Here is a 24,493-nt window from a genome sequence, read left to right as displayed (position 1 = left end):
TTTATTGCCTCCCTCAAGCCTGTCCGTCGACCGGTTTATTGCCGATCACAGCCGGCCGGTATTGGCCAGGTCTGGACAGGGCGCTGGTCTTTCAGGGCCTCCGGCACCTCTATTGGTGCCTCGTCCGGGCCGAGCAACGCCTCGATTTCACGAACGCTGCGCAGGTACGGGTCGAGATCGGTGCCCAGCCCGGCCTGGTGCGGGATCCACCAGGCGATGACCCGGGGCTGGCCCTGGTCATCCTCGGTCAGCAGCACCTTCCAGAACACCTCGGGCGTGGCGATGCCATGGGACGTGACAAAGGCGTCGTTGTCCAGTGCAGCGCCGGCATGGCCGAACACCACGCCACCGATCACCGTCACCGGTTGCAGATCGCGGTAGCACTCGGTCAGCAGCTCGGTCTGGTACCAGGTACGGCTGTTGTGCGATGCCAGTTGCGGGACGATGTTGCTCATCAGGTTGGAGGCATCCATCGCCGCGCGGTCGTCGTCGAAATGATTGTTGGCCGCCAGGTGTCCGCGGTGGTAACCCTTGGGAATCGAGTAGGCCTTGGCCGAGAACTGACCCATGCAACCCTCGGGCAGGCTGCGGTCGATACGGAAGTTGTCGATGCGCTGCAAATGGCCCTGGTCTTTCCATAGGGTGAACGCGAAGCGGTGCGGCTCGCCGCGCTGACAGTCGTACCAGAGCCGGAAGCGGCCGTGATCGAGCAGGGTAAGCGGCGGGGCGGCGGGTTCGGGAGCTGGCGGGGAGGGCAGGCGCGGGGCGCAGGAGGTCAGGCTGAGGGCCAACAGCAGGAACAGCAAACGGCGCATGGCGCGTCTTCCTTGATCAAAGGCGCGCGATGGTACAACAGTCTGCGGATCGGTTGCCTGTGAAAGGGTTGGCCATCAGGCATGAAAAAGCCCGGCCTTTGCGGGCCGGGCTCAAGCAACGGTGGACTGCCGACGCATTCAGTTCAGCGAGTCGATCACCTTGATTGCCTGCCGCTCGCGGGCGCCAGGCCATTCTTGTTGCAGGGTCTGCAGTACGCGACCGACGAAGGTAGTGTCGGCGGCGGCCTTCCTGCCGACGTAGCCCTGGCCACGGCGGTAGACCTTGAAGCGGGCGCGCATGCTGGGCATGTGCGATTCGAATTCGGCTTCGACCGTGTTCGGCGGCAGGCGGTCCAGACGGACCTCGCCGGACTGGCTGACCCACAGCAGGTGGTCGTCGAGGCTGTCCTTGCGTGCGGCGAACAGCCGGGCCAATTGGTCGATGGTTGGATTGTTGTTCAAGTTCATCATAAAGCCCCCATTACTCTCATTCGTTGGTGAAGTTCGACTGAAGTTCACATTCGGCGCCACACCATGTAGCGCGCTAACCAAGGCTGCTACAGCAGCTTCGCAACAGGGGCTTTCTCACGCTGCCTTCTGGGCAGTTTCCCTCTCCACGGACGGCCTGCGTTACCGCGCAGGCCGTCTGGAACACCCTTGCCACCGCTCCCGATCGGGGAGACGGCCTCATCATGCACAAGGCGCGGGAAGGGCGTCAACCATTTTGTAGTGATTATTTTTGGTCACTACATCTTGTCGGACAATCCTGTTCGTTCTGTCTGGCGAGTCCGTTCGCCGTCATCAGGAATCAGCGTGTCACGGCTCCAGGCTGGAGAGGATGCGCTGCGCGGCGCGCACGCGTTCTTCGTTGGGGTAGTTGCGGTTGGCCAGCAGCACGATGCCGATTTGCCTGGACGGCACGAACGCCACGTAGGCACCGAAGCCGCCGGTGGCGCCGGTCTTGTTGTACCAGGCGGCAGGGTCGGCGGGCAGCGGCGGGTTCAGCGCCTGGATCGGGTTTTCTCCGCGGATGATCTTGGCGCCGTTGTATTCCAACAGGGTGTCGAGGCTGACCGGGTAGGGGTAGCGCTCCCAGCCCAGACCCTGGGTCATCGCGCCGACCTGGAAGTAACCGGACTGGGTGATGGTGATGGCCTTGCGCATGGCCGGGTCGAGGGTGTCCGGTTGCAGCTGCAACTGCACATAGCGCAGCAGGTCGCTGGCGCTGGTCTTGATGCCATAGGCCTGCTCGGCATAGGGGCCCGGGTTGACCCGCACCGGCTTGTCGTTGGCGTCGTAGCCTTGTGCGTAGAGCCCGCGGGCACTGGCTGGCACCTCCAGGTAGGTGTGCTTGAGCCCAAGGCGGGGCAGTACCTGTTGGGTCATCAGTTCGGTGAACGGCCGTTGCTGGGCGCGGGCCGCGAGGTCGCCGAACAGGCCCAGGCTGGGGTTCGAGTAGCAGCGGTGGGTGCCGGGCGCGAAGCGGCGTTGCCAGTGCTGGAGCCAGGCCAGGGTCTGGGATGGCGTCTGCACTTCATCAGGGAACTGCAAGGGCAGGCAGTCGCCGCTGTAGGCCCCCAGCTCCAGCACGCTGGCGCTGCCGATCGAGGCCTTGGCCAGGGCTGGCTGGTAGCGGCTGGCGGGGGCCTGCAGGTCGAGCTTGCCTTCGGCGCTGGCCAGGGCGGCGAGGGTGGCGGTGTAGGTCTTGCTCACCGAGCCGACTTCGAACAGCGTGTCGCGGCTCACCGCCTGGCGGCTGGCCTTGTCGGCCAGGCCGTAGTTGAAGAAATGCGATTGGCCGTTGGCGTAAACCGCCACGGCCATGCCGGCGATGCCTTGCTCGCGCATGAGCGGTGGGATGACGCCATCGACGGTGGCTTGCAGGTCGTTGGCCAGCAGCGGCGGCGCGGCCAGCGTCAGGGTGGCGGCCAGCAGCAGGTGTGGGGGGCGTTTCATGGTGGGGCGTTCCTTGTCGTGGATCAGGGGCGTGGCGAAGCGAGGTGTCCGTTGGGCGACACCGACAGGGGTTCCGGCGTTAGCGGCACAAAGGCCAAGACCTTATCGTCCAGGCTTGCACAAAGACAAGACGGAAACTGAGATGAGATATCTACGGATGCTGTTCGACAACTTCACCCTGGCCCTGCTCGGGGTGGTGTTCATCGCCACTGTGCTGCCGTGCTCCGGCGAGGGCGCGCTGCTGTTCGGCTGGCTGACCAACCTGGCCATTGGCCTGTTGTTCTTCCTGCACGGCGCCAAACTGTCCCGTGAGGCGATCATCGCCGGTGCCGGTCACTGGCGCCTGCATTTGCTGGTGTTCTCCTGCACCTTCGTGCTGTTCCCGTTGCTGGGGCTGGCGTTCAAGCCGCTGTTCGTGCCGCTGGTGGGTAACGAGCTGTACCTGGGCGTACTGTACCTGTGCGCCTTGCCGGCCACGGTGCAGTCGGCCATCGCCTTCACCTCGCTGGCCCGGGGCAACGTGCCGGCGGCGATCTGCAGCGCGGCGGCCTCGAGCCTGCTGGGGATCTTCCTGACGCCGCTGCTGGTGATGCTGCTGCTGGGCGCCTCGGGCGACACCGGCTCCGGGCTGGATGCGGTGCTGAAGATCACCCTGCAGTTGCTGGTGCCCTTCGTCGCCGGGCAGGTCGCCCGCCGCTGGATCGGCGCCTGGGTCAAGCGCAATGCGCGTTGGCTGAAGGTGGTGGACCAGGGCTCGATCCTGCTGGTGGTGTACACCGCGTTCAGCGAGGCGGTGGTCACCGGCCTGTGGCACACGGTGTCGCCGCAGCACCTGGCCGGGCTGTTCGCCGTGTGCGGGATCCTGCTGGCAGTGGTGTTGCTGGGCACGCGGTTGCTTGGGCGGCTGCTCGGGTTCAATGTCGAGGACCGCATCACCATCCTGTTCGCCGGCTCCAAGAAGAGCCTGGCGACGGGCGTGCCCATGGCGCAGGTGTTATTCGTCGGCGGCGGCATCGGGGCGATGATCCTGCCGTTGATGCTGTTCCATCAGATCCAGCTGATGGTCTGTGCGGTGCTGGCGCAGCGGTATGCGGCGCGGGTTGAGGCGGGGCATCCGGAGGCGAGCGTCACGCTGAAATGATGCGCTGCGCTCACTGACTCACCAATGTCTGCAATCGCGCCAGCGCCGGCCCTTCGCGCTGGCGGTCGAAAACCTGCAGCGACACTTCCAGCATCGTCCCCGGCGCACGCGACAGGCGTTGTTCACAGCGCAGGCGCAAACGGCCCTGGTCGCATTCGAACTGCCTGACGCCGGGCTTCGCGCCGCCCTCCAGGCGCAGCTCGGCCAGGCGCCCCTGGGCCGCCAGCAGGGCCAGCCCCTTGTCGCGCAACAGCCCGTTGCCCTGGGTCATCAAGCCGGTGGCGCGCACGGCGGCGGCCATGGCCACGGCGACGATGGTCAGCGCCACCAGCACTTCGATCAGGGTGAAACCGGCCTCGGTGGTGCGCACGGGAACTCCATTATTCGCGCAGGGCAAAGCGGCACTCTAGAGCGGCGCGATGACGGTTTGACGACGCCGACTCCCGAGCTTTTTCAATATCCGTGACATACCGGCTTGCCACAATCGGCCCCCGATTCGAACTCACGCAAGGAATGCCGAGATGCAGATCGCCCGCCGCAACATGCCCGCCCAGCGTATCCGCCAACAGGGTTTTACCCTGATCGAGATCATGGTGGTGGTGGTGATCCTCGGGATTCTCGCGGCGATGGTGGTGCCCAAGGTGCTCGATCGCCCAGACCAAGCCCGCGCCACTGCGGCGCGCCAGGACATCGGCGGGCTGATGCAGGCGCTCAAGCTGTACCGGCTGGACAACGGCGCCTACCCCAACCAGAACCAGGGCCTGAAGGTGCTGGTGGAAAAGCCGGCCCAGGCCAAGGACGGCCAATGGCGCGCCTACCTCGACCGCCTGCCCAACGACCCATGGGGGCGCCCGTACCAGTACCTGAACCCGGGCGCCAACGGCGAGATCGATGTGTTCTCCCTGGGCGCCGACGGCCAGGCCGGCGGCGACGGGGTGAATGCCGATCTCGGCTCCTGGCAGTTGTGACCGGCCATGGCGCGCCAAAAGGGCATGGCCGTGATCAGTGCGTTGCTGATCGCCACGGTGGTGGCGGTGATCGCCGCCGGCATGATCGAGCGTCAGGGCTTGCTGACCCGTCAGGTGGAGAATCGCCAGCTGGCATTGCAGGGCCAGTGGGCCCTGGAAGGCGGCTTGCAGCTTAGCCGCCAGGTGCTGTTCGAACAGCGCCTGCGCGATCCGCTGGTGCGTGGCGGCCAGCCCTGGTCCCGGCCGATGCGCGATGTGCCGTCCGGCAGCGTGCGTTTCGACGGGCAACTGGAGGATGAGCAGGGCAAGTTCAACCTGCGCAACCTGGTGGTTGATGGGCAGGTGGATGCCGAGGCGCTGGCGACCTTCCAGCGTCTGTGCGCGTTGATCGGGATCAATGAGCGACTGGCCACGGCCATTGCCGGGCAGGTGATCGACAGCTACCCACAGCGCCCGCTGGCCACACCCTCCAATCCCGGTCTGGGCCTGGACAGTGGCCGTGCGACTTCACCGTCCAGCACCGCCGAAACGTTGCCGGCCAGGCGCCCTATGCTGCGCAGCGTCGAGGCCCTGGCCGGGCTCAAGGGCATGGATGGCGAAGCCCTGGCGCGCCTGCGCCGCTTCGTCACGGTGCTGCCGGCGCTGACCTGGGTCAACGGCAACACCGCCAGTGCCGAGGTGTTGGCCGCCCAGGTACCGGGCCTGTCGCTGCAGCAGGCTGCAGCGTTGGTGGCCGAACGCGATGGCGGGCGCTGGTTCATCAATCGCGGCGATTTCGTCAATCGCCTGCACATGCCATCCCTGGTCGTGACCAATGTGCGGGTGGGGATCAACAGCGACTGGTTCCGCCTGCATGGCCTGGCGCGCCTGGGCAATCGCGAGCTTGCCCTGCAGGCGCTGCTGCGCCAGCGCGAGGGGCGGTTGCCGGATGTCATCTGGCGGCGGGTGGGGGCATGAGCACGGTCATGGAGGTCTGGTTGGCACCGCTGGCCGAACTAGGCGAGGCATCGGTTCTGGAGTATCGCCTAGCTGATCGGCACGGGCAGGCGAACCGTGGGCAACTGCTTCGGGAGGCCAAGGGCGCGCCCTGGCGTCTGCACCTTCACGAGCAGGATAGCCTGGCCCTGGAGATCGCCATGCCACCCTTGGCCGGCAAGCGCCTGACGTCGGCCGTGTGCTGCGCGGTGCAGGGGCTGGTACTGGGTGATGCCGGGCAGGTCCATGTGGCGCATGGGCCGCGTCGGGCCGATGGGCAGGTTGCGGTGGCCTGGCTCGGGGTGACGGAACTGGCACGGCTGCAGGCGTGGCTGCAGCTCGGTGGGATCAAGACGACCGGGTTGCACGCCCGCCAAGACGATGCACCGTCGGCAGCGGATCTGTCCGGCGGCCTGGCCGGGCCGGCAAAGCCGATGGCCTGGGGGCGCACGCTGGGGATCTGGGCGGCGGCAACGCTGGTCTGGTGCCTGGGCCTTAATCTTTACGCCGCACACCTGGCTCGCGAGGGCGAAGCATTGCGTACTCGCATGGTCGCCCAGGTGCGCCTGGCTTTCCCGCAGTTGCCGGTGGTGCTCAACCCGTTGCAGCAGGCGCGCCAGCAGTTGCAGGGCGGGCAGGGTAGCGCGGCGGCGGGGCTGACGGCATTGCTGGAGGGTGCCGGGCAGGTCATGCCGTTCCTGGCCGGTAATGTCGAGGCCATGGATTACCAGGATGGCCAGCTGCGTATTACCACCTTGCCCGACGGCGGCAAGGTCCCGGCGGACAGCGCCTGGCAGGCTGATCTTGCCGCCCGTGGCATCGATGGCCAAGCCAGCGGCCAAGATTGGACACTGCGCGCGACCAACCCGTCTGGCGAGGAGCTGGCCCATGTCGACTAAGGCGCGCCTGGCTACCCTGCGTGCACAGGGGCGGCAGCGCTGGCACGCCCTGGCCGCGCGAGAACGTCGTGCCGTCGCCCTTGGTGGCGGCTTGCTTGGTGTGCTGTTCTGCTGGCAGGTGCTGGTCCAGCCGGCCCTGGCCAAGATCGACCACTGGCAGGCCGAGACACCCAAGCTGCGCGGCCAGGCCCAGTCGCTTGACGCCCTGCTTGGCGAGCGTCTGGCGCAGCGCCCAGCAGACATCGCCCTGGCATTGCGCCAGAGCCTGGAACAGGCCGGTTTGCTGGCACAGACACAACTCGACGCTGACGGCGATGCCTGGCGCCTGAGCTGGCAGCGGGCCCCGGCCGAAGCGGCGATGGCCTGGCTACAGGGCGTGCCGCCGCGGCTGGGACTTGGCATCGGCCAACTGGCGCTACGCCGCGACCCGGCTACCGAACCGGGCAGCCCGGTGACCTTCTCAGGAACCCTTCGCATGGATCAGGCGCATGGCGCTAAGGACCCTTCATGATGTGCCTCCGTTCACCGCGACTGCCGTTCGCGCCCTTGCTCCTGGCCCTGGCGCTCAGCGCCTGCACCAGCGCGCCGAGCGTGCAACGCCCCTTGGCCAGCAGCGAGCTGGGTCGCCCGTTGGCCGAGGCCAGTACCTCGACGGGCGTGCTGGACCATCGTGCGCAGCCCGAGGCGCAGACCCGCCCGGCAACGCGACAGCCTGCCCCTCGGGTCGGCCAGCGCCACAGCCGCGCCGAGGCAACGCCGCCCCAGGCCAATCCACTGGGTGACCAGCCGGTACAGCTGAACTTCGTCGACGCCGATATCCAGGCCGTGGTGCGCGGCCTGTCCCGCGCCACAGGCCGGCAGTTCCTGGTCGATCCGCGGGTCAAGGGCCAGCTGACCTTGGTCTCCGAGGGCGAGGTGCCCGCCAGCAAAGCCTATGGCATGCTGTTGTCGGCCCTGCGCATGCAGGGTTTCAGCGTGGTCGACGTCGGCGGCGTGGCCCAGGTGGTGCCCCAGGCCGACGCCAAGCTGCTCGGCGGCGCACTGGTGACCGGGGACCGCGACGCCGGCAACGGCATGGTCACCCGTACCTTCCGCCTGCAGTACGAGAACGCCGTCAACCTGATCCCGGTGCTGCGCCCGATCGTCTCGCCCGACAACCCGATCAACGCCTACCCCGGCAACAACACCCTGGTCGTCACCGACTACGCCGAGAACCTCGAGCGGGTGGCGCAGATCCTCGACCGGGTCGACATACCCACGGCCATCGACACCGACGTGGTGGCGATCAACAACGGGATCGCCAGCGACATCGCCGGCATGGTCAACGAACTGCTCGACAGCCAGGGCAGCGACCCGACCCAGAAGATCAGCGTGCTGGGCGACCCGCGCTCGAACAGCGTGGTAATCCGCTCCGGCAGCCCCGAGCGCACCCAGCTGGCACGTGACCTGATCTACAAGCTCGACAACGCCCAGAACAGCGCCGGCAACCTGCATGTGGTGTACCTGCGCAATGCTCAGGCCGACAAGCTGGCGCAGAGCCTGCGCGGGCTGCTGACCGGCGAGAGCGACAGCACCGGCAACGACGCCACGCGCGCGCTGCTCAGCGGCGGCGGCATGCTCACCGGCGGCAGTGGCAACGGCACTAGCGGCAATGGCAGTAGCGCGCAGGGCAACAGCGCCAACAACAACGCCAATGCCAGCCGCAGTAGCAACCAGGGCGCCGGCACTACACCGAATGGTTATGGCAGCAGCACCCAGCAGAACGACCAGGGTACCGCGTTCTCCGCCGGTGGCGCGACCATCCAGGCCGACAAGACCACCAACACCCTGCTGATCTCCGCGCCCGAGCCGCTGTACCGCAGCCTGCGCGAAGTCATCGACCAGCTCGACCAGCGCCGCGCCCAGGTGGTGGTGGAAAGCCTGATCGTCGAGGTCGGCGAGGACGATGCCAACGAGTTCGGCATCCAGTGGCAGGCCGGCAACCTAGGCAAGAATGGAGTGTTTGGCGGCGCCAACCTCGGCGGCAGCGGCCTGGTCAAGGGACCCAGCAGCATCGACGTGCTGCCCAAGGGGCTGTCGGTAGGGGTGGTTGACGGCACGGTGAAGATCCCGGGCATCGGCGAAGTGCTTGACCTCAAGGTGCTGGCCCGGGCGCTGACGAGCAAGGGTGGCAGCAACGTGCTGTCGACACCCAACCTGCTGACCCTGGACAACGAGGCGGCGAGCATCTTCGTCGGCCAGACCATCCCCTTCGTCAGTGGTCAGTACGTCACCGACGGCGGCGGCAACAGCAACAACCCGTTCCAGACCATCCAGCGCGAAGAGGTGGGGCTGCGGCTGAACGTGCGTCCGCAGATCTCCGAGGGCGGCACGGTCAAGCTGGACGTCTACCAGGAGGTCAGCAGCGTTGACCAGCGTGCCTCCAGCGCGGCCGGCACGGTGACCAACAAGCGTGCCATCGACACCAGCATTCTGCTCGACGATGGCCAGATCATGGTCCTGGGCGGCCTGCTTCAGGACAACTACACCCAGAGCAACGAGGGCATTCCGTGGTTGTCCGGGCTGCCGGGGGTCGGCGCATTGTTTCGCAGCGAGCGCCGGGCCAGCACCAAGACCAACCTGATGGTATTCCTGCGTCCGTACATCGTGCGCGATGCCGCGGTCGGGCGCAGCATCACCCTGAACCGCTACGACTTCATCCGCCGCGCCCAGGGCAGCCTCAAGCCCGAGCACTCCTGGGCCTTGCCGGACATGGACATGCCGCTGCTGCCGCCGGTGGAGCAGGGCGTGCCCGACCAGGGCCGCGCCCAGCCGGCGGCGCTGCGTGCACCACGGGCCGCGATTCGCGCGGTGCCGGTGGACGAGGTGGCGCGTTGAGCCGCCTGCCATACGCCTGGGCCAAGGCCCAGCGCCTGGTGCTGCGGGTGGACGGTGAGGCCGGGGCGGTGTTGTCGCGCTGCCCGTCGAGCCCGGCCTGGGCAGTGGCCGAGGTGCGCAGACGCCATGGCCCGGCGCGGATCGAGGCGCTCGACGATGCGCAGATGGATACTCTGCTGGTCAGCGCCTACGCCGACACCGGCAGCGCGGCCGCGGTGGTGGGCGCGGCGGAGAACGAGGTGGACCTCGATCGCCTGCTGCAGGACATCCCGGAAGTCACCGACCTGCTCGAGGCCCAGGACGACGCGCCGGTGATCCGCATGATCAACGCCTTGCTCACCCAGGCCGCGCGCGACCAGGCCAGCGATATCCATATCGAGCCGTTCGAGAGCCACTGCCTGGTGCGCTACCGGGTCGACGGCACCCTGCGCGACGTGGTCTCGCCGCGCAAGGCGCTGCATGGCGCGCTGGTGTCGCGGATCAAGATCATGGCGCAGCTGGACATCGCCGAAAAGCGCCTGCCCCAGGACGGTCGCATCGCCCTGCGCGTGGCCGGGCGACCGATCGATATCCGCGTCTCCACCGTGCCCACCGGTCATGGCGAGCGGGTGGTGATGCGCCTGCTCGACAAGCAGGCCGGGCGCCTGCGCCTGGAGACGCTGGGCATGGACTCCAGCCTGCTGGAGCGGCTCGACCAGCTGATTCGCCAGCCCCACGGCATCGTGCTGGTTACCGGCCCCACCGGTTCGGGCAAGACCACCAGCCTGTATGCCGCACTGGCACGGCTGGACGCCAGCGTCAGTAACATCCTCACCGTGGAGGATCCGGTGGAATATGACTTGCCGGGCATCAGCCAGATCCAGGTCAACGCGCGCATCGACATGAGCTTCGCCGTGGCCCTGCGCGCCATCCTGCGCCAGGACCCGGACGTGATCATGATCGGCGAGATCCGCGACCTGGAGACCGCGCAGATCGCCGTGCAGGCCTCGCTGACCGGGCACCTGGTGCTGGCCACCCTGCACACCAACGATGCGGTGTCGGCGGTCAACCGCCTGATCGACATGGGCGTCGAGCCGTTCCTGCTGGCCTCGGCGCTGCTCGGGGTACTGGCCCAGCGCCTGGTGCGCCGATTGTGCCCGCACTGTCGCGAGCCCGACCCGACAACGCCCGGGCAGTACCGCGCGGTGGGCTGTGCGCATTGCAACCATTGCGGCTACAGCGGCCGTACCGGCATCCACGAGTTGTTCTGCGTGGACGACGAGGTGCGCAGCCTGGTGCACCAGGGCGCGGACGAACAGGCCCTGCGCGCCGCCGCCCGGCGCAATGGCATGCGCAGCATGCGTGAGGATGGCCAGCGCTGGGTCGACAGCGGCAGCACCTGCCTGGAAGAGATCCTGCGCGTGACACGGGACGCCTGATGAACCGCTATCGCTATGAAGCCGCCGACGCCCAGGGCCGCGTGGTCAAGGGCCTGCTCGAAGCCGACAGCCAGGCGGCGGCGATGGCCCAGCTGCGCGCCCTGGGCCTGACCACCCTGGAGGTCGAAGTCCAGGCTGCGGCCGGGCAGGGCAGTGGCCTGTTCGGCGCGAAACTGTCCGACGGCGACCTGGCCTGGGCCACGCGTCAGCTGGCCAGCCTGCTGGCCGCCGGCCTGCCGCTGGAGGCGGCGCTGGGGGCGACCCTGGAGCAGGCCGAGCGCAAGCATGTGGCGCAGTTGCTGGGCGCGGTGCGCGGCGACGTGCGCAGCGGCATGCACCTGGCCGATGCCCTGGCCGAGCGGCCGAGGGATTTCCCCGAGATCTACCGGGCACTGGTGGCGGCGGGCGAGGAATCCGGCGACCTGGCCCAGGTGATGGAGCGCCTGGCCGACTACATCGAGGACCGCAACACCCTGCGTGGCAAGATCCTCACGGCATTCATCTACCCCGGGGTGGTGGGACTGGTGTCGGTGGGTATCGTCATCTTCCTGCTCAGCTACGTGGTGCCGCAGGTGGTCAGCGCCTTCACCCAGGCGCGCCAGGACCTGCCCGGGCTGACCCTGGCCATGCTGGCGGCCAGTGACTTCGTGCGCGAATGGGGTGTGCTGTGCTTCGCCCTGATGGCCGGAGCATTCTGGGGCTGGCGGGTCTACCTGCGCGCCCCGGCGGCGCGCCTGGCGTGGCATGGGCGGATCCTGCGCCTGCCGTTGTTCGGGCGCTTCGTGCTGGGCCTGAACACGGCGCGTTTCGCCTCCACCCTGGCGATCCTCGGCAGCGCCGGGGTACCGTTGCTGCGGGCACTGCAGGCGGCGCGCCAGACCCTGGGCAACGACCGCCTCGACCAGTGCGTCAACGAGGCCACGGCGCGGGTGCGCGAGGGCGCCGGGCTGGCCTCGGCGCTGGCGGTGGAGAAGGTCTTTCCGCCGCTGCTCATCCACCTGATCGCCAGCGGCGAGAAGACCGGCAACCTGCCGCCGATGCTCGACCGCGCCGCCGACAGCCTGGCCAAGGACATCGAACGCCGCGCCATGGGCATGACCGCGCTGTTGGAGCCATTGATGATCGTGGTCATGGGCGCAGTGGTGCTGCTGATCGTCATGGCCGTGTTGATGCCGATCATCGAGATCAACCAGTTGGTGCAATGACCTGTTGCGCCGCCGTCCACGCCTGCTGGCGGAACCAGTGGCGCAAGGGATCGGCGCGGGAGGCGACAAGCGCTATGCCGAGGCCTGGCAGCCCCATGTGCTGGTTGATCACGAGTTGATCACCGGGTAGAACTCGTTCTCCGACAAGGCGTTGGCCGATGCGCTGCTGGAACGGTTGGAGGCAGGTGCGAAGAAGGATGGTTGAACAATGAAGCGAAGAGGCCCGCAGTGTTTGACGCGGGCCGTCTTCGTTCAGGCGGCAGATGGCTTGCGTGGCTTGTGCGGTCGGCCTGCATAAGCAGAGCTTTCGACCTTGGCAAAAGCGTCGATGGCATCATCCGACAGAAAATCATCGTATTGCGCCGATGCTCGAAAGCGAGCCATCTGCTTGTCGGCAATGGCCTTGAAACGGGCCACGTTGGCGTTGAAGTCGCCGGGATCATTCACCATTGGGAAGGCCCTCCAGAGTGGGGGAAGCATAGCCACGGGTCAATTCGTAGGCAAGGCCGATGCCTTTTACCTGGCGGAAACCATCCAGTTCGTAGGCAGCCCGCGCCTGAGGCAGAGGGTTGCGGATGACGACCCATTGCAAGCCCAGCATCAGTACGTAGTAGCGTACACCGCTCAGGCAGAGAGGTGCGACATAGCCTCTGGTCGGCAGGGCGCTGTCGGGGTTGCGCTGCAGATAGAGGACCATGATCTTCTCCTTGCTGGCCTGGGGCGATGCCCAGCACATGCCTGCCAGCTGATCGTCATGCCAGAGTGCGATATCGAGTGCGCGGGCATGAGCGGGGCGGGTTTTCCATTTCAGGATACGGTCCCAGCCGAAGTCGTAGTGATCCGGGTGCCAGGCTTCATGCGCCAGGATGGCGCGCTCATCGATCTCGTCGACTGTCAGCCGAATGGCCCGTGCGCCGTTCTTCTGCCAGGTGTCCTGGGTGATCTGCCCGCGTGCGGCCTGTTTGAGCCCGGCGAGCTCGGCCAGTTGCCATCCGTCCATGCGCTGCCCTCGAATGCAGGAAAACTGAGGTAGCGTGAAGTTAACTTGAGTTGTTCTCGGACTGGGCCTTGAGAGTTGAAGGAAGTTTCTTGGGCTTGTGTGGCCAGTATCTGGCCAAGCGATTTTGGAGGTCGGACGCTGTCTGGCGTTCGACCTCCTGGCAAGTGGGACTCAGATCCTGGCCGGTTTCTTCAAAGCACCCAACGCCAGCACCAGCGCACCCGCCATGATGGCGATGTCGGCAAGGTTGAACACGCCGGTATGCAGCGGCCCAAGGTTGAGCACGAGGTAGTCGACCACGTGCCCGTCGCGCAGCACCCGGTCGATCAGGTTGGCCAGTCCGCCCATGGCGATGAAGTAGGCCGCGCCGGCCTTCACCGGGGTCGCCTGCCAGTGCCTGAGCGCCCAGGTCACGGCCCAGCAGCAGGCCACGCCTACCGCGGCGACGAAGATCAGTTGCTTGAGGCCCTGGGACAAACTGGCGCCGAGGCTGAGGAACGCGCCCGGGTTCAGGCTCAGGACCAGGTCGAGCCAGACGAACTGGTTGCCGACCACATAGCTGTGGTTGTTCAGGGCGACCAGGGCGATCAGTTTCACCCACTGGTCGAGCATGATGAAGGCGACGCCCAGGATCAGGACGAGGGTACGGCTGGAGAACATGCAGGCAATTCCTTCGCTGCGCGGGCGCGGCCGTCCGGTATTGGCGGGGCTGCCGGCAGCGCGGCGAAGATAGCGCAGGCGGGTCTAGACTTAAAGTCCGGGTCGGTTGCAGACGCGGCCCGATCATCCATCCGACCACCGCCTCCCGGACCGGACGTCGCCGACGGTGGCCTTCTGGCAAGAGGAGGGCAGGTCATGGACGAGGCACGGCTTCAGGAATTCATGGGCAAGCTGGTGGGCGACATGGGCGCGGCGGCGACGCTGGCCAATGTCATTCTAGGGGATGAACTCGGGCTGTACCGGGCCATGGCCGACAGCCAGCCGGTCACCCCCGAGGTGCTGGCCGAACGCACCGGTTGCCAGCCAAGGCTGGTGCGCGAGTGGCTCAATGGCCAGGCCGCGGCGGGTTACCTGGCGCACCACGACGGGCAGTTCACCCTGCCGCAGGAGCAGGCCATGACATTGGCCCTGGAGGATTCCCCGGTCTATATGGCCGGCGGCGCCTCGGTGCTGGCGGCGCTGTTCCATGACAAGGACAAGCTGGTCGCGGCCATGCGCGGCGACGGCGCGCTTGCCTGGGGCGATCATCATCCGTGCATGTTCAGCGGTACCGAACGCTTCTTCAGACCGGGCTATCGGACCTTCCTGGTGGCCGACTGGCTACCGGCACTGGAAGGGGTGGTGGCCAAGCTGCAGGCTGGCGCCCAGGTGGCCGATGTCGGCTGTGGCCACGGCGCCTCGACCATCGTCATGGCCGAGGCATTTCCGGCCTCGCGCTTTACCGGCTACGACTACCATGCACCGTCGGTGCAAACTGCCAGCGAACGGGCCCGCGACGCGGGCGTGGCCGACCGGGTCAGCTTCCAGCAGGCCTCGGCCAAGGATTACCCCGGCCGCAACCTGGACCTGGTGTGCTTCTTCGATTGCCTGCATGACATGGGCGATCCGGTGGGGGCGGCACGGCATGCCTACCAAGCGCTCAAGGACGACGGCACGGTGATGCTGGTCGAGCCGTTCGCCGAGGATACGCTGGATGCCAACATCAACCCGGTCGGCAGGCTGTTCTATGCGGCGTCCACCTTCATCTGCACGCCCAACTCGCTGTCCCAGGAAGTGGGACTGGGACTGGGGGCCCAGGCGGGCGAGGCGCGCCTGCGGGCGGTGTTCGAAGAGGCCGGGTTCCGCCAGTTCCGCAGGGCGACGCAGACACCGTTCAACTTGATTCTGGAGGCCAGGAAGTAGAGATTCGTCGGTACTGTTCTCGGTGCGGGGCAGCCCGACTACCAAGGGGTGTTTGAGCAAATACAGCTAGGCGGGCCCAGGGGCGGATCGGCGAACCTGTGGCCTGCCGTGATTCCAGGAGCAACCGAGCTTGTCCGTCAATGCCCATTACAAGACCCGCTTCGACACTGTGCTCGCTTACATCCAGGACAACCTGGAAGGCGATCTGTCGGTGGAGGCCCTGAGTGTGGTGGCGCACTTTTCGGTGTTCCACTTCCATCGCCAGTTCAGCGCCTATGTGGGTGTACCGGTGGCCCGCTATGTGCAGCTGATGCGTTTGCGTCGTGCGGCGCATCGGCTGGTCGGCCAGCCCGGGCACTCGGTGCTGGAGGCAGCGCTGGAGGCGGGCTTTGAAAGCCCGGAAGCGTTCAGCCGGGCGTTCCGGCGGGCATTCGGGCACGCGCCCAGCGCGTTCCGCCGCCGGCCCGACTGGCAGGTATGGAACACGGTGTTTGCCATCCCTCATTTTTCCAGGAGCATCACCATGCAGGTACGAATCGTCGATTTCGCCGCCGTGCGCCTTGCGGCGCTGGAGCATTGCGGGCCGGCCAGCCAGGTCAGCGAGACCGTGCGCCGCTTCATCGACTGGCGCATGAGCAGCGGGCAATCGCCCGTGGCCAGCAGCCGCAGTTTCGGCATCCCCTTCAATAACCCGGATACCACCGCACCGGAAGACTTCCGCTTCGCCATCTGTGGGGAAATCCACGAGGCGGTGGCGCCCAACGCCCAGGGCGTGCAGGAGTCGGGCCTGCCCGCCGGGCGTTGCGCCGTGGTGCGGCATGTCGGCTCACCGGATCATATCGGCGAGACGATCTACCCGATCTACCGCGATTGGCTACCGGCCAGTGGCGAAGAGCTGCGCGATCATCCGCTGTTCTTCCATTACTTGAGCATCTACCCGCAGACGCCGCTGGAGCAGTGGCAGACGGACATCTACGTGCCGTTGCGCTGAGCGCCAGGGCCGAGCGCAGACAAGCCCGCCCCTGCAGTCCTTGCGGGGGCGGGCTTGTCTGCGCGGCGGCGCGGTCAGTCGCGGATCTTCGCCGGGTCGGTTTGCAACTGCCACAGCCCGGCATGGGCCGCCAGCTGCGCGTCGAGGTCGTACGGGCTGCCGTTGCGCCGGGCCTTTTCATCGGTCTTGAACAGATCGTCGAGCAGGTTCAGCAGGTTGCGCGAGCGGCTCACCGATTCGGGCGTACTGACATCCGACTCGAGCTTGCCACCCTCGTAGGTGAATACGCGCTTGTTGCTGGTGGCCTCCTGGGTGGCCTTGGCTTCCTTGAGCACGTTGTCGACGAACGACAGCTCGGTGGTGCTGCTCGCCGTTTCGCTGAGCGTGTGGTAGCGGTAGTTCTTCTCGTCGAAAGGATCTTCTGCGGTGAGCTTGGCCGCGGACGACAGGCTCGAATGCCAGGCGGCGTCCAGCTTGGCCTCCTGGCGTTGCTGACGGGCGATGGTGGTGCCCTGGCCACTGGTCGAGGTCGATTGCGACACCTGGTAGGCGAAGCGGTCTTCCTCGTCCAGGCGCCGTGCGTTCGGGCGGCTGGACGGTTGCACGATCGAGGCCTTGAAGTCGGCCAGGCCGCTGAGCAACGCACGGCTGTAGGTGTTCACCGCGTCGTTGTGGCCCGCCGGGCGTGGGCTGTTGTCGTCGATGCTGTTCAGTTGGCTGAAGGCATCCTTGAGCAGCGAGGTCAGTTGCGCATCGCCCTTGCCGCGTTTCTGCGCCTCGTCGAACTGGGTCAGGTAGTTGTCCAGGGCGGCCTGGCGCTGGGCCTTGCCGCCCAGCAGCGCGCCGCCTTGGCTATCGAGGTCCAGCTGCACCTGACCGCTCGGGCCATCGAGTTTCAGGCTGCGGGTGGAGCCGTCCAGACGCAGGTCGAAGGTCTGTTGCCCACCGCTGGGCAAATCCAGCTTGGCGTTCATCTGCAGGCCGCTGAACAGGCTCGGGTCGAGCTTGACCAGCGCGCCGAGCTGCAGGCTCGGCGGTTGCCGGGTCAGGCCATTGATCGCCGACTGGAAACCGTCGGCCAGGGCGGCCAGGCCCTTGAGCTCGTTGGCGTTCAACTCGCCGCCCTGGACTTCGGCGTCGACCGCCAGGCCCCGTTCACCGTTGTACAAGCCCAGTTTCACCGTGGCGCCGGAGGCGGTGGTGAGGCTGAGGGTGACGGTATTGCTGGCAAACTCGCGCAGGCGTGCCTGCTGCAGGCTCAGCGGGGTAGTGTCGGTCTCGTTGAGCTGCAAGGCTGATTGGGAGACGCGCTGGCCGCCATTGGCCGCCAGTTGTTCCACCAGGGCGCTGCCCAGGCCCTGGAAGCGGCCGGCGGTGGTGGACGACTTGACCGCGCTGAACATGTACATGCTCAGCTTGTCCAGCCCGTCCTGTTCCCAGGTGTAGCTGGGCTGCGCGCTGTCCAGCGTGCCTCGCGAGGTGTAGGTCTCGCTGTCGGGAATGCGGGTGTCCTGGCCCAGGCTGACCTTGGTGCCAGGGGCGCTGGCGACGCTCGCGGGCTGGCGAACGATCAGGTTCTGCGCGGGAGCGGGTGGCGTTTGGATCGGCGTCAGTCGCAATGCCGAAGTGATCGGGCTCATCGTCGCTTTCCTTGCGGAGTGAAAAGGATATGCCCTGATATCGGCATGCCATCAGAAAACCTGAGCGAGCGTTCGGATTTTTCCTCAGCCATGTTCGGACTGCTCGTCTTGCAGGCGCAGAAACGAATCGGCCCGCCAGAAGGCGGGCCGAGCGTACGGCAAGCGACGATCAGCGGCGACGGAACAGCGGCAGCGGCTCGTCGGTGGCGCCCTGGTAGGTCACCGAGAAGTCCTTCAGGCTCTGCAGCGCGTCTTCCGGGTCCTTGTCGGCACGGATGGCAAATGCATCGAAGCCGCAGCGGGCCATGTAGAACAGCTGGTCGCGCAGCACGTCGCCGATGGCGCGCAGCTCGCCCTTGAACTTGTAGCGGTCACGCAGCAGGCGCGCGTTGGAGTAGTTGCGCCCGTCGGTGAAGGCCGGGAAGTTCAGGGCGATGACCTGGAAGTGCTCGACGTCTTCGCCGATTTCCTCGGCTTCCTCGTCGCTGTCCAGCCAGATGCCCAGGCCGCCGTCGCGGGCCTTGAGCAGGCTCGGATGATCACGCCACAGCTGCAGCGGCACGATGTAGTCGTCGCAGTTGGTCAGCGCGTCGATCGAGACGTCCTTGGGCAGCAGGTGCCAGGTTTCGTCGACGATCTGGTTGTTCTTAATGATTCGCTGCATAGACGCGTTCCTTGAAGGGGTCGATGCCGATCCGCTGGTAGGTGTCGATGAAGCGCTCGTCTTCGGTGCGCTGCTCGACGTACACATTGATCAGCTTCTCGATCACGTCGGCCATGTCGTCCTGGGCGAAGGAGGGGCCGAGGATCTTGCCCAGGCTCGCGTCGCGGGCGGCATTGCCGCCCAGCGAGACCTGGTAGAACTCCTCGCCCTTCTTGTCCACGCCAAGGATGCCGATGTGGCCGACGTGGTGGTGGCCGCAGGCGTTCATGCAGCCGGAGATGTTCAGGTCGAGCTCGCCGATGTCGAACAGGTAGTCCAGGTCGTCGAAGCGGCGCTGGATGGATTCGGCGATCGGGATCGACTTGGCGTTGGCCAGCGAGCAGAAATCACCGCCCGGGCAGCAGATGATGTCGGTCAGCAGGCCGATGTTCGGGGTGGCGAAGCCTTGCTCGCGCAGTTCCAGCCACAGCGCGTGCAGCTGGCGCTGCTCGACGTCGGCGAGGATGATGTTCTGCTCGTGGGAGGTGCGCAGGTAGCCGAAGCTGTAGCGTTCGGCGAAGTCCGCGACGGCGTCGAGCTGCTTGTCGGTCAGGTCGCCCGGGGCGACGCCGGTGGGCTTGAGCGACAGGGTCACGGCAACATAACCCGGCTTCTTGTGCGCGCGGGTGTTGCGCGAACGCCAGCGGGCGAAGCCTGGGTGCTCGGCGTCCAGGGGGGCGTAGTCGACATTGTCGAGGGCCAGGTACTCGGGGTCGACGAAGTGACGGGCAACGCGCTGCACTTCGTCCTCGGTCAGGGTGGTGCTGCCGCCGCGCAGGTGGGCCATCTCGGCCTCGACCTTCTCGGCGAACACTTCCGGGGTGAGGGCCTTGACCAGGATCTTGATCCGCGCCTTGTACTTGTTGTCACGGCGGCCGTAACGGTTGTACACGCGCAGGATGGCGTCCAGGTAGCTGAGCAGGTCCTGCCAGGGCAGGAACTCGTTGATGAACGAGCCGATCACCGGAGTACGGCCCAGGCCGCCGCCGACCAGCACGCGGAAGCCCAGCTCACCGGCGGCGTTGCGCACCGGCTCCAGGCCGATGTCGTGCACTTCGATGGCGGCGCGGTCGTCGCTGGAGCCGTTGACGGCGATCTTGAACTTGCGCGGCAGGTAGGCGAATTCCGGGTGGAAGGTGGTCCACTGGCGGACGATCTCGCACCACGGGCGCGGGTCCACCAACTCGTCGGCGGCGACACCGGCGAACTGGTCGGTGGTGACGTTGCGCAGGCAGTTGCCGCTGGTCTGGATCGCGTGCATCTGCACGGTTGCCAGCTCGGCGAGGATCTCCGGGATGTCTTCCAGCGCCGGCCAGTTGTACTGCACGTTCTGGCGGGTGCTGATGTGCGCGTAGCCCTTGTCGTAGTCGCGGGCGATCTTCGCCAGCATGCGGGTCTGGCGGGCGTTCAGCTGGCCATAGGGCACGGCGACACGCAGCATCGGCGCGAAACGTTGGATATACAGGCCGTTCTGCAGGCGCAGAGGGCGGAATTCTTCTTCGCTCAGCTCACCGGCCAGGTAGCGGCGGGTCTGATCACGGAACTGCTTGACGCGGTCCTCGATGATCCGCTGATCGTACTCGTCGTATACGTACATATAAGTCCTGTCTCAGGCTAGCATGCAGCTAATCGCGCGCACGGCCGCGCACTCCAGGTCGGAGCCGAGGCACGATAGCAGAGTGGGTTTATGCGCTAAAGTGATGTTTTTGCATATGAAAAGAACCATTTGGACTAAGTGAGACTGACTGGCATTTGTCCGCGCCGGTACATCGCGGCGCTATAATCCGGGGTTTGCTCCGCAGGGAAGTAACAGCATGCTCAAGGCCTTGTGCCAGAGCCTGTGCCTGAGCCTGCCACTGGCAGCGAGCGCACAGGCCGCGTCCGTGGTGTTCCTCAACCCGGGCTATTCCAACGAGACGTTCTGGGTCGATTACTCGCGCTTCATGCAGGCCGCCGCCAACGACCTGGGCATGGCCTTGCGCGTGCGGTACAGCGAGCGCCGCGCCGACCTCGCGCTGACCCAGGCCCGCGAGGTGCTGCAAGGACCGCAGCGCCCGGACTACCTGGTGCTGGTCAACGAGCAGTATGTCGCCCCGGAGATCATCCGCCTGTCGCGGGGCACCGGGGTCAAGCTGTTCCTGGTCAACAACGGCCTCACCGACAGCCAGGCGCACAGCATCCAGGCGCAGCCGGACAAGTACCCCGAAGTGCTCGGTACCCTGGTCAGCAACGACGAGGAGGCCGGCTACCAGATGCTCAAGGCGATGGCGGTGCAGCTGCCGGCTGACGCGGGGCAGGTTGATTTGCTGGCCTTCGCCGGGGTCAAGACCACGCCGGCCTCGCAGTTGCGCGTGCAGGGCATGCGCCGGGCGCTGGCGGAGTTTCCCCAGGTGCGCCTGCGCCAGGTGGTGTATGGCGGCTGGAGCCGCCAGCGTGCTTTCGAGCAGGCGCAGATGCTGCTGGAGCGCTATCCCGACACGCGCCTGGTGTGGTCGGCCAACGACCAGATGGCGTTCGGCGCCATGCAGGCGTTCGAGGCGCTGGGCAAGGTGCCGGGGCGCGATGCCCTGTTCAGTGCGGTCAACAGCTCGCCCGAGGCCCTGCGGGCGCGGATCGACGGACGCCTGAGCGTGCTGATGGGCGGGCATTTCACCCTGGGCGGCTGGGCCATGGTCATGTTGCACGATGACGCCCAGGGGCTGGCGGTGGGGCGCGACGGCCAGCGTGAACATAGCGTGCCGGCCTTGCAGTTGATCGACGCGGACAAGGCTCGACGCTGGCTCAAGCTGCTGGAACAGGACAACCACGGCATCGACTTCCACCGTTTCAGTGCCGAGGGCAGGCCGACGGACTTTCGCTACCCCTTTCTCACGTCACCCGTCGACTACTGAAAGCCCCTGCTTGAGGGAAGGGCATTGCTGGACTTAACTGCTGCTTGTGAAGTGCATTCCCATAACCACTACAAGAGGCAATGCAATGGGAAACTCTACCAAGGTCCGCAAAGCTGACAGCAGTGTCGATGCCTGGGCGATCCTGTGTCTGATCGTGCTGGTGGTGGTCACTGCGGTGTACTGGGTCAGCCATCAGTAGCGGAAAACTGCTCGAGACCGTGAGTAACACCTGAACCGCCCGCGGAAGGGATATCCGCGGGCGGATTGCGTTTGGGTCGATGCATGCATCTCCATGCGATATCAGCTTGATGCACGAATCGTGGGGGGCTTCGCACCCCTTTCGCGACGCAAGGCCGCTCCCACAGAGGGGCGTGCATGGTCTGAAGAGGCGCAAGCCCTCGCGCGGCTAGCGCGCCGTCAGGTGCAGCGCCAGCTGCACCAGGCCAATCAGCACGAAGATGAAGATCAGCGTGAACAGCGTCCCCATCACGATGAAATGGCTGGCCTTGCCGTAGGTAAAGTCGCGGGCGCGGTTCTTGCCGCTCTGCACGCCGAAGGCGGCGGCGAGGATGCTCTGCAGCATCTGCCAGAAGGTCGGTGGCTTGCCATGTTGGTGATCGTCCATGAGTGGCTCCCTGGTTCAGAGGCAATCCCCCACAGTGTAGGCGACTCAGGCCGATGCCATGGCCGGATCCGCCTGTTCCTGCTCGTCCTGGGCCACCACCCGTTCGCACAGCTCGATGATCTGCTCGCGCATCCAGCGGTTGGCCGGGTCCTGGTCGGTGCTTTCGTGCCAGTACAGGTGGGTCTCCAGCGCCGGCACCTCCACCGGCAGCGGCTGGTGACGCAACTGATGGCGGCGGGCGAAACGCTCGGGCACGGTCATGACCATGTCGGTCTGCTGCAGCACCTGCGAAGCCATCAGGTAGTGCTGCGAGCGCAGCGCGACACGCCGCTGCACGCCCATCTTGCCCAGGGCCAGGTCCACATAGCCCAGGCCGTTGCGGCGGCTGGAGATATGGATGTGGGTCATGGCCAGGTAGCTGTCCAGGGTCAGCTTGCCGTCGGCCTGCGGATGGCCGGGGCGCATGGCGCAGACGTAGCGGTCCTGCATCAGCTTGACGTGGCGCACCTGCGGGTCGGTGTTCAGCGGCGCGTCGACGGCGAAGTCCAGGCGCCCGGCGGCCAGTTCCTTGGTGGTCTCGCGGCGTTTGCACAGGAAGCTCTCGATCACCAGCGCCGGGGCCAGGCGACGCAGGCGCTGGAACAGCGGCGGCAGGATCACCGCCTCGGTGAGGTCGGTCATGCTGATGCGGAAGGTCTTGCTGGCCTGCAGCGGGGTGAAGATGCGGCTTTCCTGCACCGAGGTGCGTAGCAGCGACAGCGCGTTGCGCACCGGGCCGATGATGTTCTGGGCCATGGGCGTGGGCACCATGCCCTGGGCGGTGCGCACGAACAGCGGGTCGTTGAAGGTCTCGCGCAGGCGCGACAGGGCGTTGGACACCGCCGGCTGGGTGATGCCGACGATCTGCCCGGCGCGGGTCAGGTTGGCTTCGGTATAGATGGCGTCGAAGACGATGAACAGGTTGAGGTCGACCTTGCTGAGGTTCATGGCGCCGCTCTTTGTTGGAGTTATCGGGTGATCATATATTGGTTATGAATGTTTATACACGTAGAAAATAGACTAGGTGGATGAAGGGTGGCTGTTCTAGGCTCAGGTCCATGTTCTTCATTGACTGAAGGTAGCCCCGATGGATTTCGCCTATTCGCCCAAGGTCCAGGCACTGCGCGAGCGCGTCAGCGCATTCATGGATGCATACGTCTACCCGGCCGAGCCGGTGTTCGAGCGCCAGGTCGCCGAGGGCGACCGCTGGCAGCCCACCGCGATCGTCGAGGAACTCAAGGCCAAGGCCCGCGCCGAGGGGCTGTGGAACCTGTTCCTGCCGGAGTCGGAGTACGGCGCGGGGCTGACCAACCTCGAATACGCGCCACTGGCCGAGATCATGGGGCGCTCGCTGCTGGGGCCCGAGCCGTTCAACTGCTCGGCGCCGGACACCGGCAACATGGAGGTGCTGGTGCGCTACGCCAGCGAGGCGCAGAAACGCCAGTGGCTCGAGCCGCTGCTGCGCGGCGAGATCCGTTCGGCGTTCGCCATGACCGAACCGGACGTGGCCTCCTCGGACGCCACCAACATGGCCGCCACCGCCGTGCGCGACGGTGACCAGTGGGTGATCAACGGCCGCAAGTGGTGGACTTCCGGCGCCTGCGACCCGCGCTGCAAGGTGATGATCTTCATGGGCCTGTCCAACCCGGACGGCCAGCGCCACCAGCAGCACTCGATGATCCTGGTGCCCACCGACGCACCTGGGGTGAAGATCGTCCGCCCGCTGCCGGTGTTCGGCTACGACGACGCGCCCCACGGTCATGCCGAGGTGCTGTTCGAGAATGTGCGCGTGCCTTATGAAAACGTGCTCCTGGGTGAGGGCCGCGGCTTCGAGATCGCCCAGGGCCGCCTTGGCCCGGGCCGCATCCACCACTGCATGCGCTCGATCGGCATGGCCGAACGCGCCCTGGAGCTGATGTGCAAGCGCTCGGTCGAGCGCACTGCCTTCGGCCGGCCCCTGGCGCGGCTGGGGGGCAACGTCGACAAGATCGCCGACTCGCGGATGGAGATCGACATGGCCCGCCTGCTGACCCTCAAGGCCGCCTACATGATGGACACCGTCGGCAACAAGGTAGCGCGCAGCGAGATCGCCCAGATCAAGGTGGTGGCGCCCAACGTTGCGCTGAAGGTGATCGACCGGGCCATCCAGATCCATGGCGGGGCCGGGGTGAGCGGTGATTTCCCGCTGGCGTACATGTATGCGATGCAGCGCACCCTGCGCCTGGCCGACGGACCGGATGAAGTGCACCGGGCGGCGATCGGCAAGTATGAGATTGGCAAGTATGTGCCGAAGGAAATGCTGCGTAGCGGGCACTGAAGAGCATCGTGACCAGCCCGCTCAGGTTCGGCTGCACGCCTGAACAGGCTGGTTACAGGGTTGGTTTTAAGACTTTTCTCTAGGCAGAGTAGGAAAGTTCTCTTTCGCTTTTTCTCGGGTAACAGGGCGAG

Annotated in this window: 25 protein-coding genes; 13 read left to right on the top strand and 12 right to left on the bottom strand. The window is 66.3% G+C overall.

Annotated features, from left to right (window positions below):
• Positions 1-35 precede the first annotated feature (35 nt).
• From HU751_RS22015 to ampC, 3 genes are all read right to left on the bottom strand, one after another.
• A complete protein-coding gene (locus tag HU751_RS22015) occupies positions 36-815 on the bottom strand; it encodes a DNA/RNA non-specific endonuclease (RefSeq protein WP_186733086.1) in 780 nt (259 codons plus the stop codon).
• Positions 816-953: 138 nt separating this feature from the next.
• Entirely contained in the window at positions 954-1,286 is a 333-nt protein-coding gene (locus HU751_RS22010; RefSeq protein WP_186733088.1) for a hypothetical protein, read from the bottom strand.
• Positions 1,287-1,631: 345 nt separating this feature from the next.
• Positions 1,632-2,771 (bottom strand): class C beta-lactamase, encoded by a 1,140-nt coding sequence (gene ampC, locus HU751_RS22005; RefSeq protein ID WP_186733090.1) that lies wholly within the window; start codon positions 2,769-2,771, stop codon positions 1,632-1,634.
• A gap of 142 nt (positions 2,772-2,913) precedes the next feature.
• Between ampC and HU751_RS22000 the strand changes: the two genes are divergently transcribed.
• Positions 2,914-3,912, top strand: a complete 999-nt coding sequence (locus HU751_RS22000; RefSeq protein ID WP_186714053.1) for a bile acid:sodium symporter family protein — start codon at positions 2,914-2,916, stop codon at positions 3,910-3,912.
• A 10-nt stretch (positions 3,913-3,922) separates the two neighbouring features.
• On the opposite strand, the gene gspI is transcribed toward HU751_RS22000, so the two are convergent.
• On the bottom strand, positions 3,923-4,282 hold the full coding sequence (gspI, locus tag HU751_RS21995; RefSeq protein WP_186733091.1) for a type II secretion system minor pseudopilin GspI: 360 nt from the start codon (positions 4,280-4,282) through the stop codon (positions 3,923-3,925).
• Positions 4,283-4,433: 151 nt separating this feature from the next.
• Here gspI and gspG point away from each other — a divergent pair, with 151 nt between their 5' ends.
• From gspG to HU751_RS27055, 8 genes are read left to right on the top strand one after another with little or no spacing between them, the layout of a single operon-like run.
• Entirely contained in the window at positions 4,434-4,880 is a 447-nt protein-coding gene (gspG, locus tag HU751_RS21990; RefSeq protein WP_050706125.1) for a type II secretion system major pseudopilin GspG, read from the top strand.
• Positions 4,881-4,886: 6 nt separating this feature from the next.
• Positions 4,887-5,837 (top strand): type II secretion system minor pseudopilin GspK, encoded by a 951-nt coding sequence (gspK, locus tag HU751_RS21985; RefSeq protein ID WP_186733092.1) that lies wholly within the window; start codon positions 4,887-4,889, stop codon positions 5,835-5,837.
• Positions 5,834-6,754 carry a type II secretion system protein GspL gene (gspL, locus tag HU751_RS21980; protein ID WP_186733095.1) on the top strand — a complete coding sequence of 307 codons (921 nt, stop codon included), beginning with the start codon at positions 5,834-5,836 and terminating at the stop codon, positions 6,752-6,754. Before gspK ends, gspL begins: the two co-directional genes overlap by 4 nt.
• On the top strand, positions 6,744-7,265 hold the full coding sequence (locus HU751_RS21975; RefSeq protein WP_186733097.1) for a type II secretion system protein M: 522 nt from the start codon (positions 6,744-6,746) through the stop codon (positions 7,263-7,265). The genes gspL and HU751_RS21975 overlap by 11 nt, the downstream gene beginning before the upstream one ends.
• Positions 7,262-9,631, top strand: a complete 2,370-nt coding sequence (gene gspD / locus HU751_RS21970) for a type II secretion system secretin GspD (RefSeq protein WP_186733098.1) — start codon at positions 7,262-7,264, stop codon at positions 9,629-9,631. The genes HU751_RS21975 and gspD overlap by 4 nt, the downstream gene beginning before the upstream one ends.
• The gene (gspE, locus tag HU751_RS21965) at positions 9,628-11,049 is read left to right on the top strand and encodes a type II secretion system ATPase GspE (protein ID WP_186733100.1); all 1,422 of its coding nucleotides are present in this window, start codon (positions 9,628-9,630) and stop codon (positions 11,047-11,049) included. Before gspD ends, gspE begins: the two co-directional genes overlap by 4 nt.
• On the top strand, positions 11,049-12,254 hold the full coding sequence (gspF, locus tag HU751_RS21960; RefSeq protein ID WP_186733102.1) for a type II secretion system inner membrane protein GspF: 1,206 nt from the start codon (positions 11,049-11,051) through the stop codon (positions 12,252-12,254). The genes gspE and gspF overlap by 1 nt, the downstream gene beginning before the upstream one ends.
• A 4-nt stretch (positions 12,255-12,258) precedes the next feature.
• Complete coding sequence (locus HU751_RS27055) at positions 12,259-12,384, top strand: hypothetical protein (protein WP_264082623.1); 126 nt, start codon at positions 12,259-12,261, stop codon at positions 12,382-12,384.
• 122 nt (positions 12,385-12,506) lie between these two features.
• Here HU751_RS27055 and HU751_RS21955 read toward each other — a convergent pair whose 3' ends face one another.
• From HU751_RS21955 to HU751_RS21945, 3 genes are all read right to left on the bottom strand, one after another.
• Positions 12,507-12,704, bottom strand: a complete 198-nt coding sequence (locus HU751_RS21955; protein WP_050706115.1) for a hypothetical protein — start codon at positions 12,702-12,704, stop codon at positions 12,507-12,509.
• The gene (locus HU751_RS21950; RefSeq protein WP_186733104.1) at positions 12,694-13,254 is read right to left on the bottom strand and encodes a hypothetical protein; all 561 of its coding nucleotides are present in this window, start codon (positions 13,252-13,254) and stop codon (positions 12,694-12,696) included. Before HU751_RS21950 ends, HU751_RS21955 begins: the two co-directional genes overlap by 11 nt.
• 171 nt (positions 13,255-13,425) lie before the next feature.
• Complete coding sequence (locus HU751_RS21945; protein ID WP_186733105.1) at positions 13,426-13,914, bottom strand: signal peptidase II; 489 nt, start codon at positions 13,912-13,914, stop codon at positions 13,426-13,428.
• 195 nt (positions 13,915-14,109) lie between these two features.
• Here HU751_RS21945 and HU751_RS21940 point away from each other — a divergent pair, with 195 nt between their 5' ends.
• Together HU751_RS21940 and HU751_RS21935 are read left to right on the top strand one after the other, a co-directional pair.
• The gene (locus tag HU751_RS21940) at positions 14,110-15,156 is read left to right on the top strand and encodes a class I SAM-dependent methyltransferase (RefSeq protein ID WP_186733107.1); all 1,047 of its coding nucleotides are present in this window, start codon (positions 14,110-14,112) and stop codon (positions 15,154-15,156) included.
• Between the two features lie 130 nt (positions 15,157-15,286).
• Complete coding sequence (locus tag HU751_RS21935) at positions 15,287-16,147, top strand: AraC family transcriptional regulator (protein ID WP_186733109.1); 861 nt, start codon at positions 15,287-15,289, stop codon at positions 16,145-16,147.
• 74 nt (positions 16,148-16,221) lie between these two features.
• Here the strand turns inward: HU751_RS21935 and HU751_RS21930 are convergent, their stop codons facing one another.
• The 3 genes from HU751_RS21930 to HU751_RS21920 form a co-directional block, all read right to left on the bottom strand.
• Positions 16,222-17,787 carry a hypothetical protein gene (locus HU751_RS21930; RefSeq protein ID WP_186733111.1) on the bottom strand — a complete coding sequence of 522 codons (1,566 nt, stop codon included), beginning with the start codon at positions 17,785-17,787 and terminating at the stop codon, positions 16,222-16,224.
• Between the two features lie 169 nt (positions 17,788-17,956).
• Positions 17,957-18,451, bottom strand: a complete 495-nt coding sequence (locus HU751_RS21925; protein ID WP_186733113.1) for a DUF934 domain-containing protein — start codon at positions 18,449-18,451, stop codon at positions 17,957-17,959.
• Positions 18,435-20,087 (bottom strand): nitrite/sulfite reductase, encoded by a 1,653-nt coding sequence (locus tag HU751_RS21920; RefSeq protein ID WP_186733115.1) that lies wholly within the window; start codon positions 20,085-20,087, stop codon positions 18,435-18,437. Before HU751_RS21920 ends, HU751_RS21925 begins: the two co-directional genes overlap by 17 nt.
• 217 nt (positions 20,088-20,304) lie before the next feature.
• On the opposite strand from HU751_RS21920, the gene HU751_RS21915 reads away from it, so the two are divergent.
• Positions 20,305-21,381, top strand: coding sequence for an ABC transporter substrate-binding protein (locus HU751_RS21915; protein ID WP_186733117.1), 1,077 nt, complete (start codon positions 20,305-20,307; stop codon positions 21,379-21,381).
• Between the two features lie 406 nt (positions 21,382-21,787).
• On the opposite strand, the gene HU751_RS21910 is transcribed toward HU751_RS21915, so the two are convergent.
• Complete coding sequence (locus tag HU751_RS21910) at positions 21,788-22,006, bottom strand: DUF2970 domain-containing protein (protein WP_028691446.1); 219 nt, start codon at positions 22,004-22,006, stop codon at positions 21,788-21,790.
• 45 nt (positions 22,007-22,051) lie between these two features.
• The gene (locus HU751_RS21905; protein WP_050706105.1) at positions 22,052-22,993 is read right to left on the bottom strand and encodes a LysR family transcriptional regulator; all 942 of its coding nucleotides are present in this window, start codon (positions 22,991-22,993) and stop codon (positions 22,052-22,054) included.
• Between the two features lie 139 nt (positions 22,994-23,132).
• Here HU751_RS21905 and HU751_RS21900 point away from each other — a divergent pair, with 139 nt between their 5' ends.
• The gene (locus HU751_RS21900; protein ID WP_186733118.1) at positions 23,133-24,362 is read left to right on the top strand and encodes an acyl-CoA dehydrogenase; all 1,230 of its coding nucleotides are present in this window, start codon (positions 23,133-23,135) and stop codon (positions 24,360-24,362) included.
• Positions 24,363-24,493: the final 131 nt, after the last annotated feature.

The sequence above is a fragment of the Pseudomonas peradeniyensis genome (assembly GCF_014268935.2).
Taxonomy (GTDB): Bacteria; Pseudomonadota; Gammaproteobacteria; order Pseudomonadales; family Pseudomonadaceae; genus Aquipseudomonas; species Aquipseudomonas peradeniyensis.
Note: the sequence above shows the minus strand (reverse complement) of the source record. Positions and strands in the feature narration are given on the sequence as shown.

Bases quoted from the DNA above. Each gene is read 5' to 3' on its own strand.
- HU751_RS21900 (WP_186733118.1), top strand. From the start codon at position 23,133: ATGGATTTCGCCTATTCGCCCAAGGTCCAGGCACTGCGCGAGCGCGTC.
- HU751_RS21905 (WP_050706105.1), bottom strand. From the start codon at position 22,993: ATGAACCTCAGCAAGGTCGACCTCAACCTGTTCATCGTCTTCGACGCC.
- gspK (WP_186733092.1), top strand. From the start codon at position 4,887: ATGGCGCGCCAAAAGGGCATGGCCGTGATCAGTGCGTTGCTGATCGCC.
- HU751_RS21920 (WP_186733115.1), bottom strand. From the start codon at position 20,087: ATGTACGTATACGACGAGTACGATCAGCGGATCATCGAGGACCGCGTC.
- gspD (WP_186733098.1), top strand. From the start codon at position 7,262: ATGATGTGCCTCCGTTCACCGCGACTGCCGTTCGCGCCCTTGCTCCTG.
- HU751_RS21950 (WP_186733104.1), bottom strand. From the start codon at position 13,254: ATGGACGGATGGCAACTGGCCGAGCTCGCCGGGCTCAAACAGGCCGCA.
- gspL (WP_186733095.1), top strand. From the start codon at position 5,834: ATGAGCACGGTCATGGAGGTCTGGTTGGCACCGCTGGCCGAACTAGGC.
- HU751_RS21925 (WP_186733113.1), bottom strand. From the start codon at position 18,451: ATGCAGCGAATCATTAAGAACAACCAGATCGTCGACGAAACCTGGCAC.
- HU751_RS21930 (WP_186733111.1), bottom strand. From the start codon at position 17,787: ATGAGCCCGATCACTTCGGCATTGCGACTGACGCCGATCCAAACGCCA.
- HU751_RS21955 (WP_050706115.1), bottom strand. From the start codon at position 12,704: ATGGTGAATGATCCCGGCGACTTCAACGCCAACGTGGCCCGTTTCAAG.
- HU751_RS22000 (WP_186714053.1), top strand. From the start codon at position 2,914: ATGAGATATCTACGGATGCTGTTCGACAACTTCACCCTGGCCCTGCTC.
- HU751_RS22010 (WP_186733088.1), bottom strand. From the start codon at position 1,286: ATGATGAACTTGAACAACAATCCAACCATCGACCAATTGGCCCGGCTG.
- HU751_RS21910 (WP_028691446.1), bottom strand. From the start codon at position 22,006: ATGGACGATCACCAACATGGCAAGCCACCGACCTTCTGGCAGATGCTG.
- HU751_RS21945 (WP_186733105.1), bottom strand. From the start codon at position 13,914: ATGTTCTCCAGCCGTACCCTCGTCCTGATCCTGGGCGTCGCCTTCATC.
- gspF (WP_186733102.1), top strand. From the start codon at position 11,049: ATGAACCGCTATCGCTATGAAGCCGCCGACGCCCAGGGCCGCGTGGTC.
- HU751_RS21975 (WP_186733097.1), top strand. From the start codon at position 6,744: ATGTCGACTAAGGCGCGCCTGGCTACCCTGCGTGCACAGGGGCGGCAG.
- HU751_RS21915 (WP_186733117.1), top strand. From the start codon at position 20,305: ATGCTCAAGGCCTTGTGCCAGAGCCTGTGCCTGAGCCTGCCACTGGCA.
- HU751_RS21940 (WP_186733107.1), top strand. From the start codon at position 14,110: ATGGACGAGGCACGGCTTCAGGAATTCATGGGCAAGCTGGTGGGCGAC.
- ampC (WP_186733090.1), bottom strand. From the start codon at position 2,771: ATGAAACGCCCCCCACACCTGCTGCTGGCCGCCACCCTGACGCTGGCC.
- gspG (WP_050706125.1), top strand. From the start codon at position 4,434: ATGCAGATCGCCCGCCGCAACATGCCCGCCCAGCGTATCCGCCAACAG.
- HU751_RS22015 (WP_186733086.1), bottom strand. From the start codon at position 815: ATGCGCCGTTTGCTGTTCCTGCTGTTGGCCCTCAGCCTGACCTCCTGC.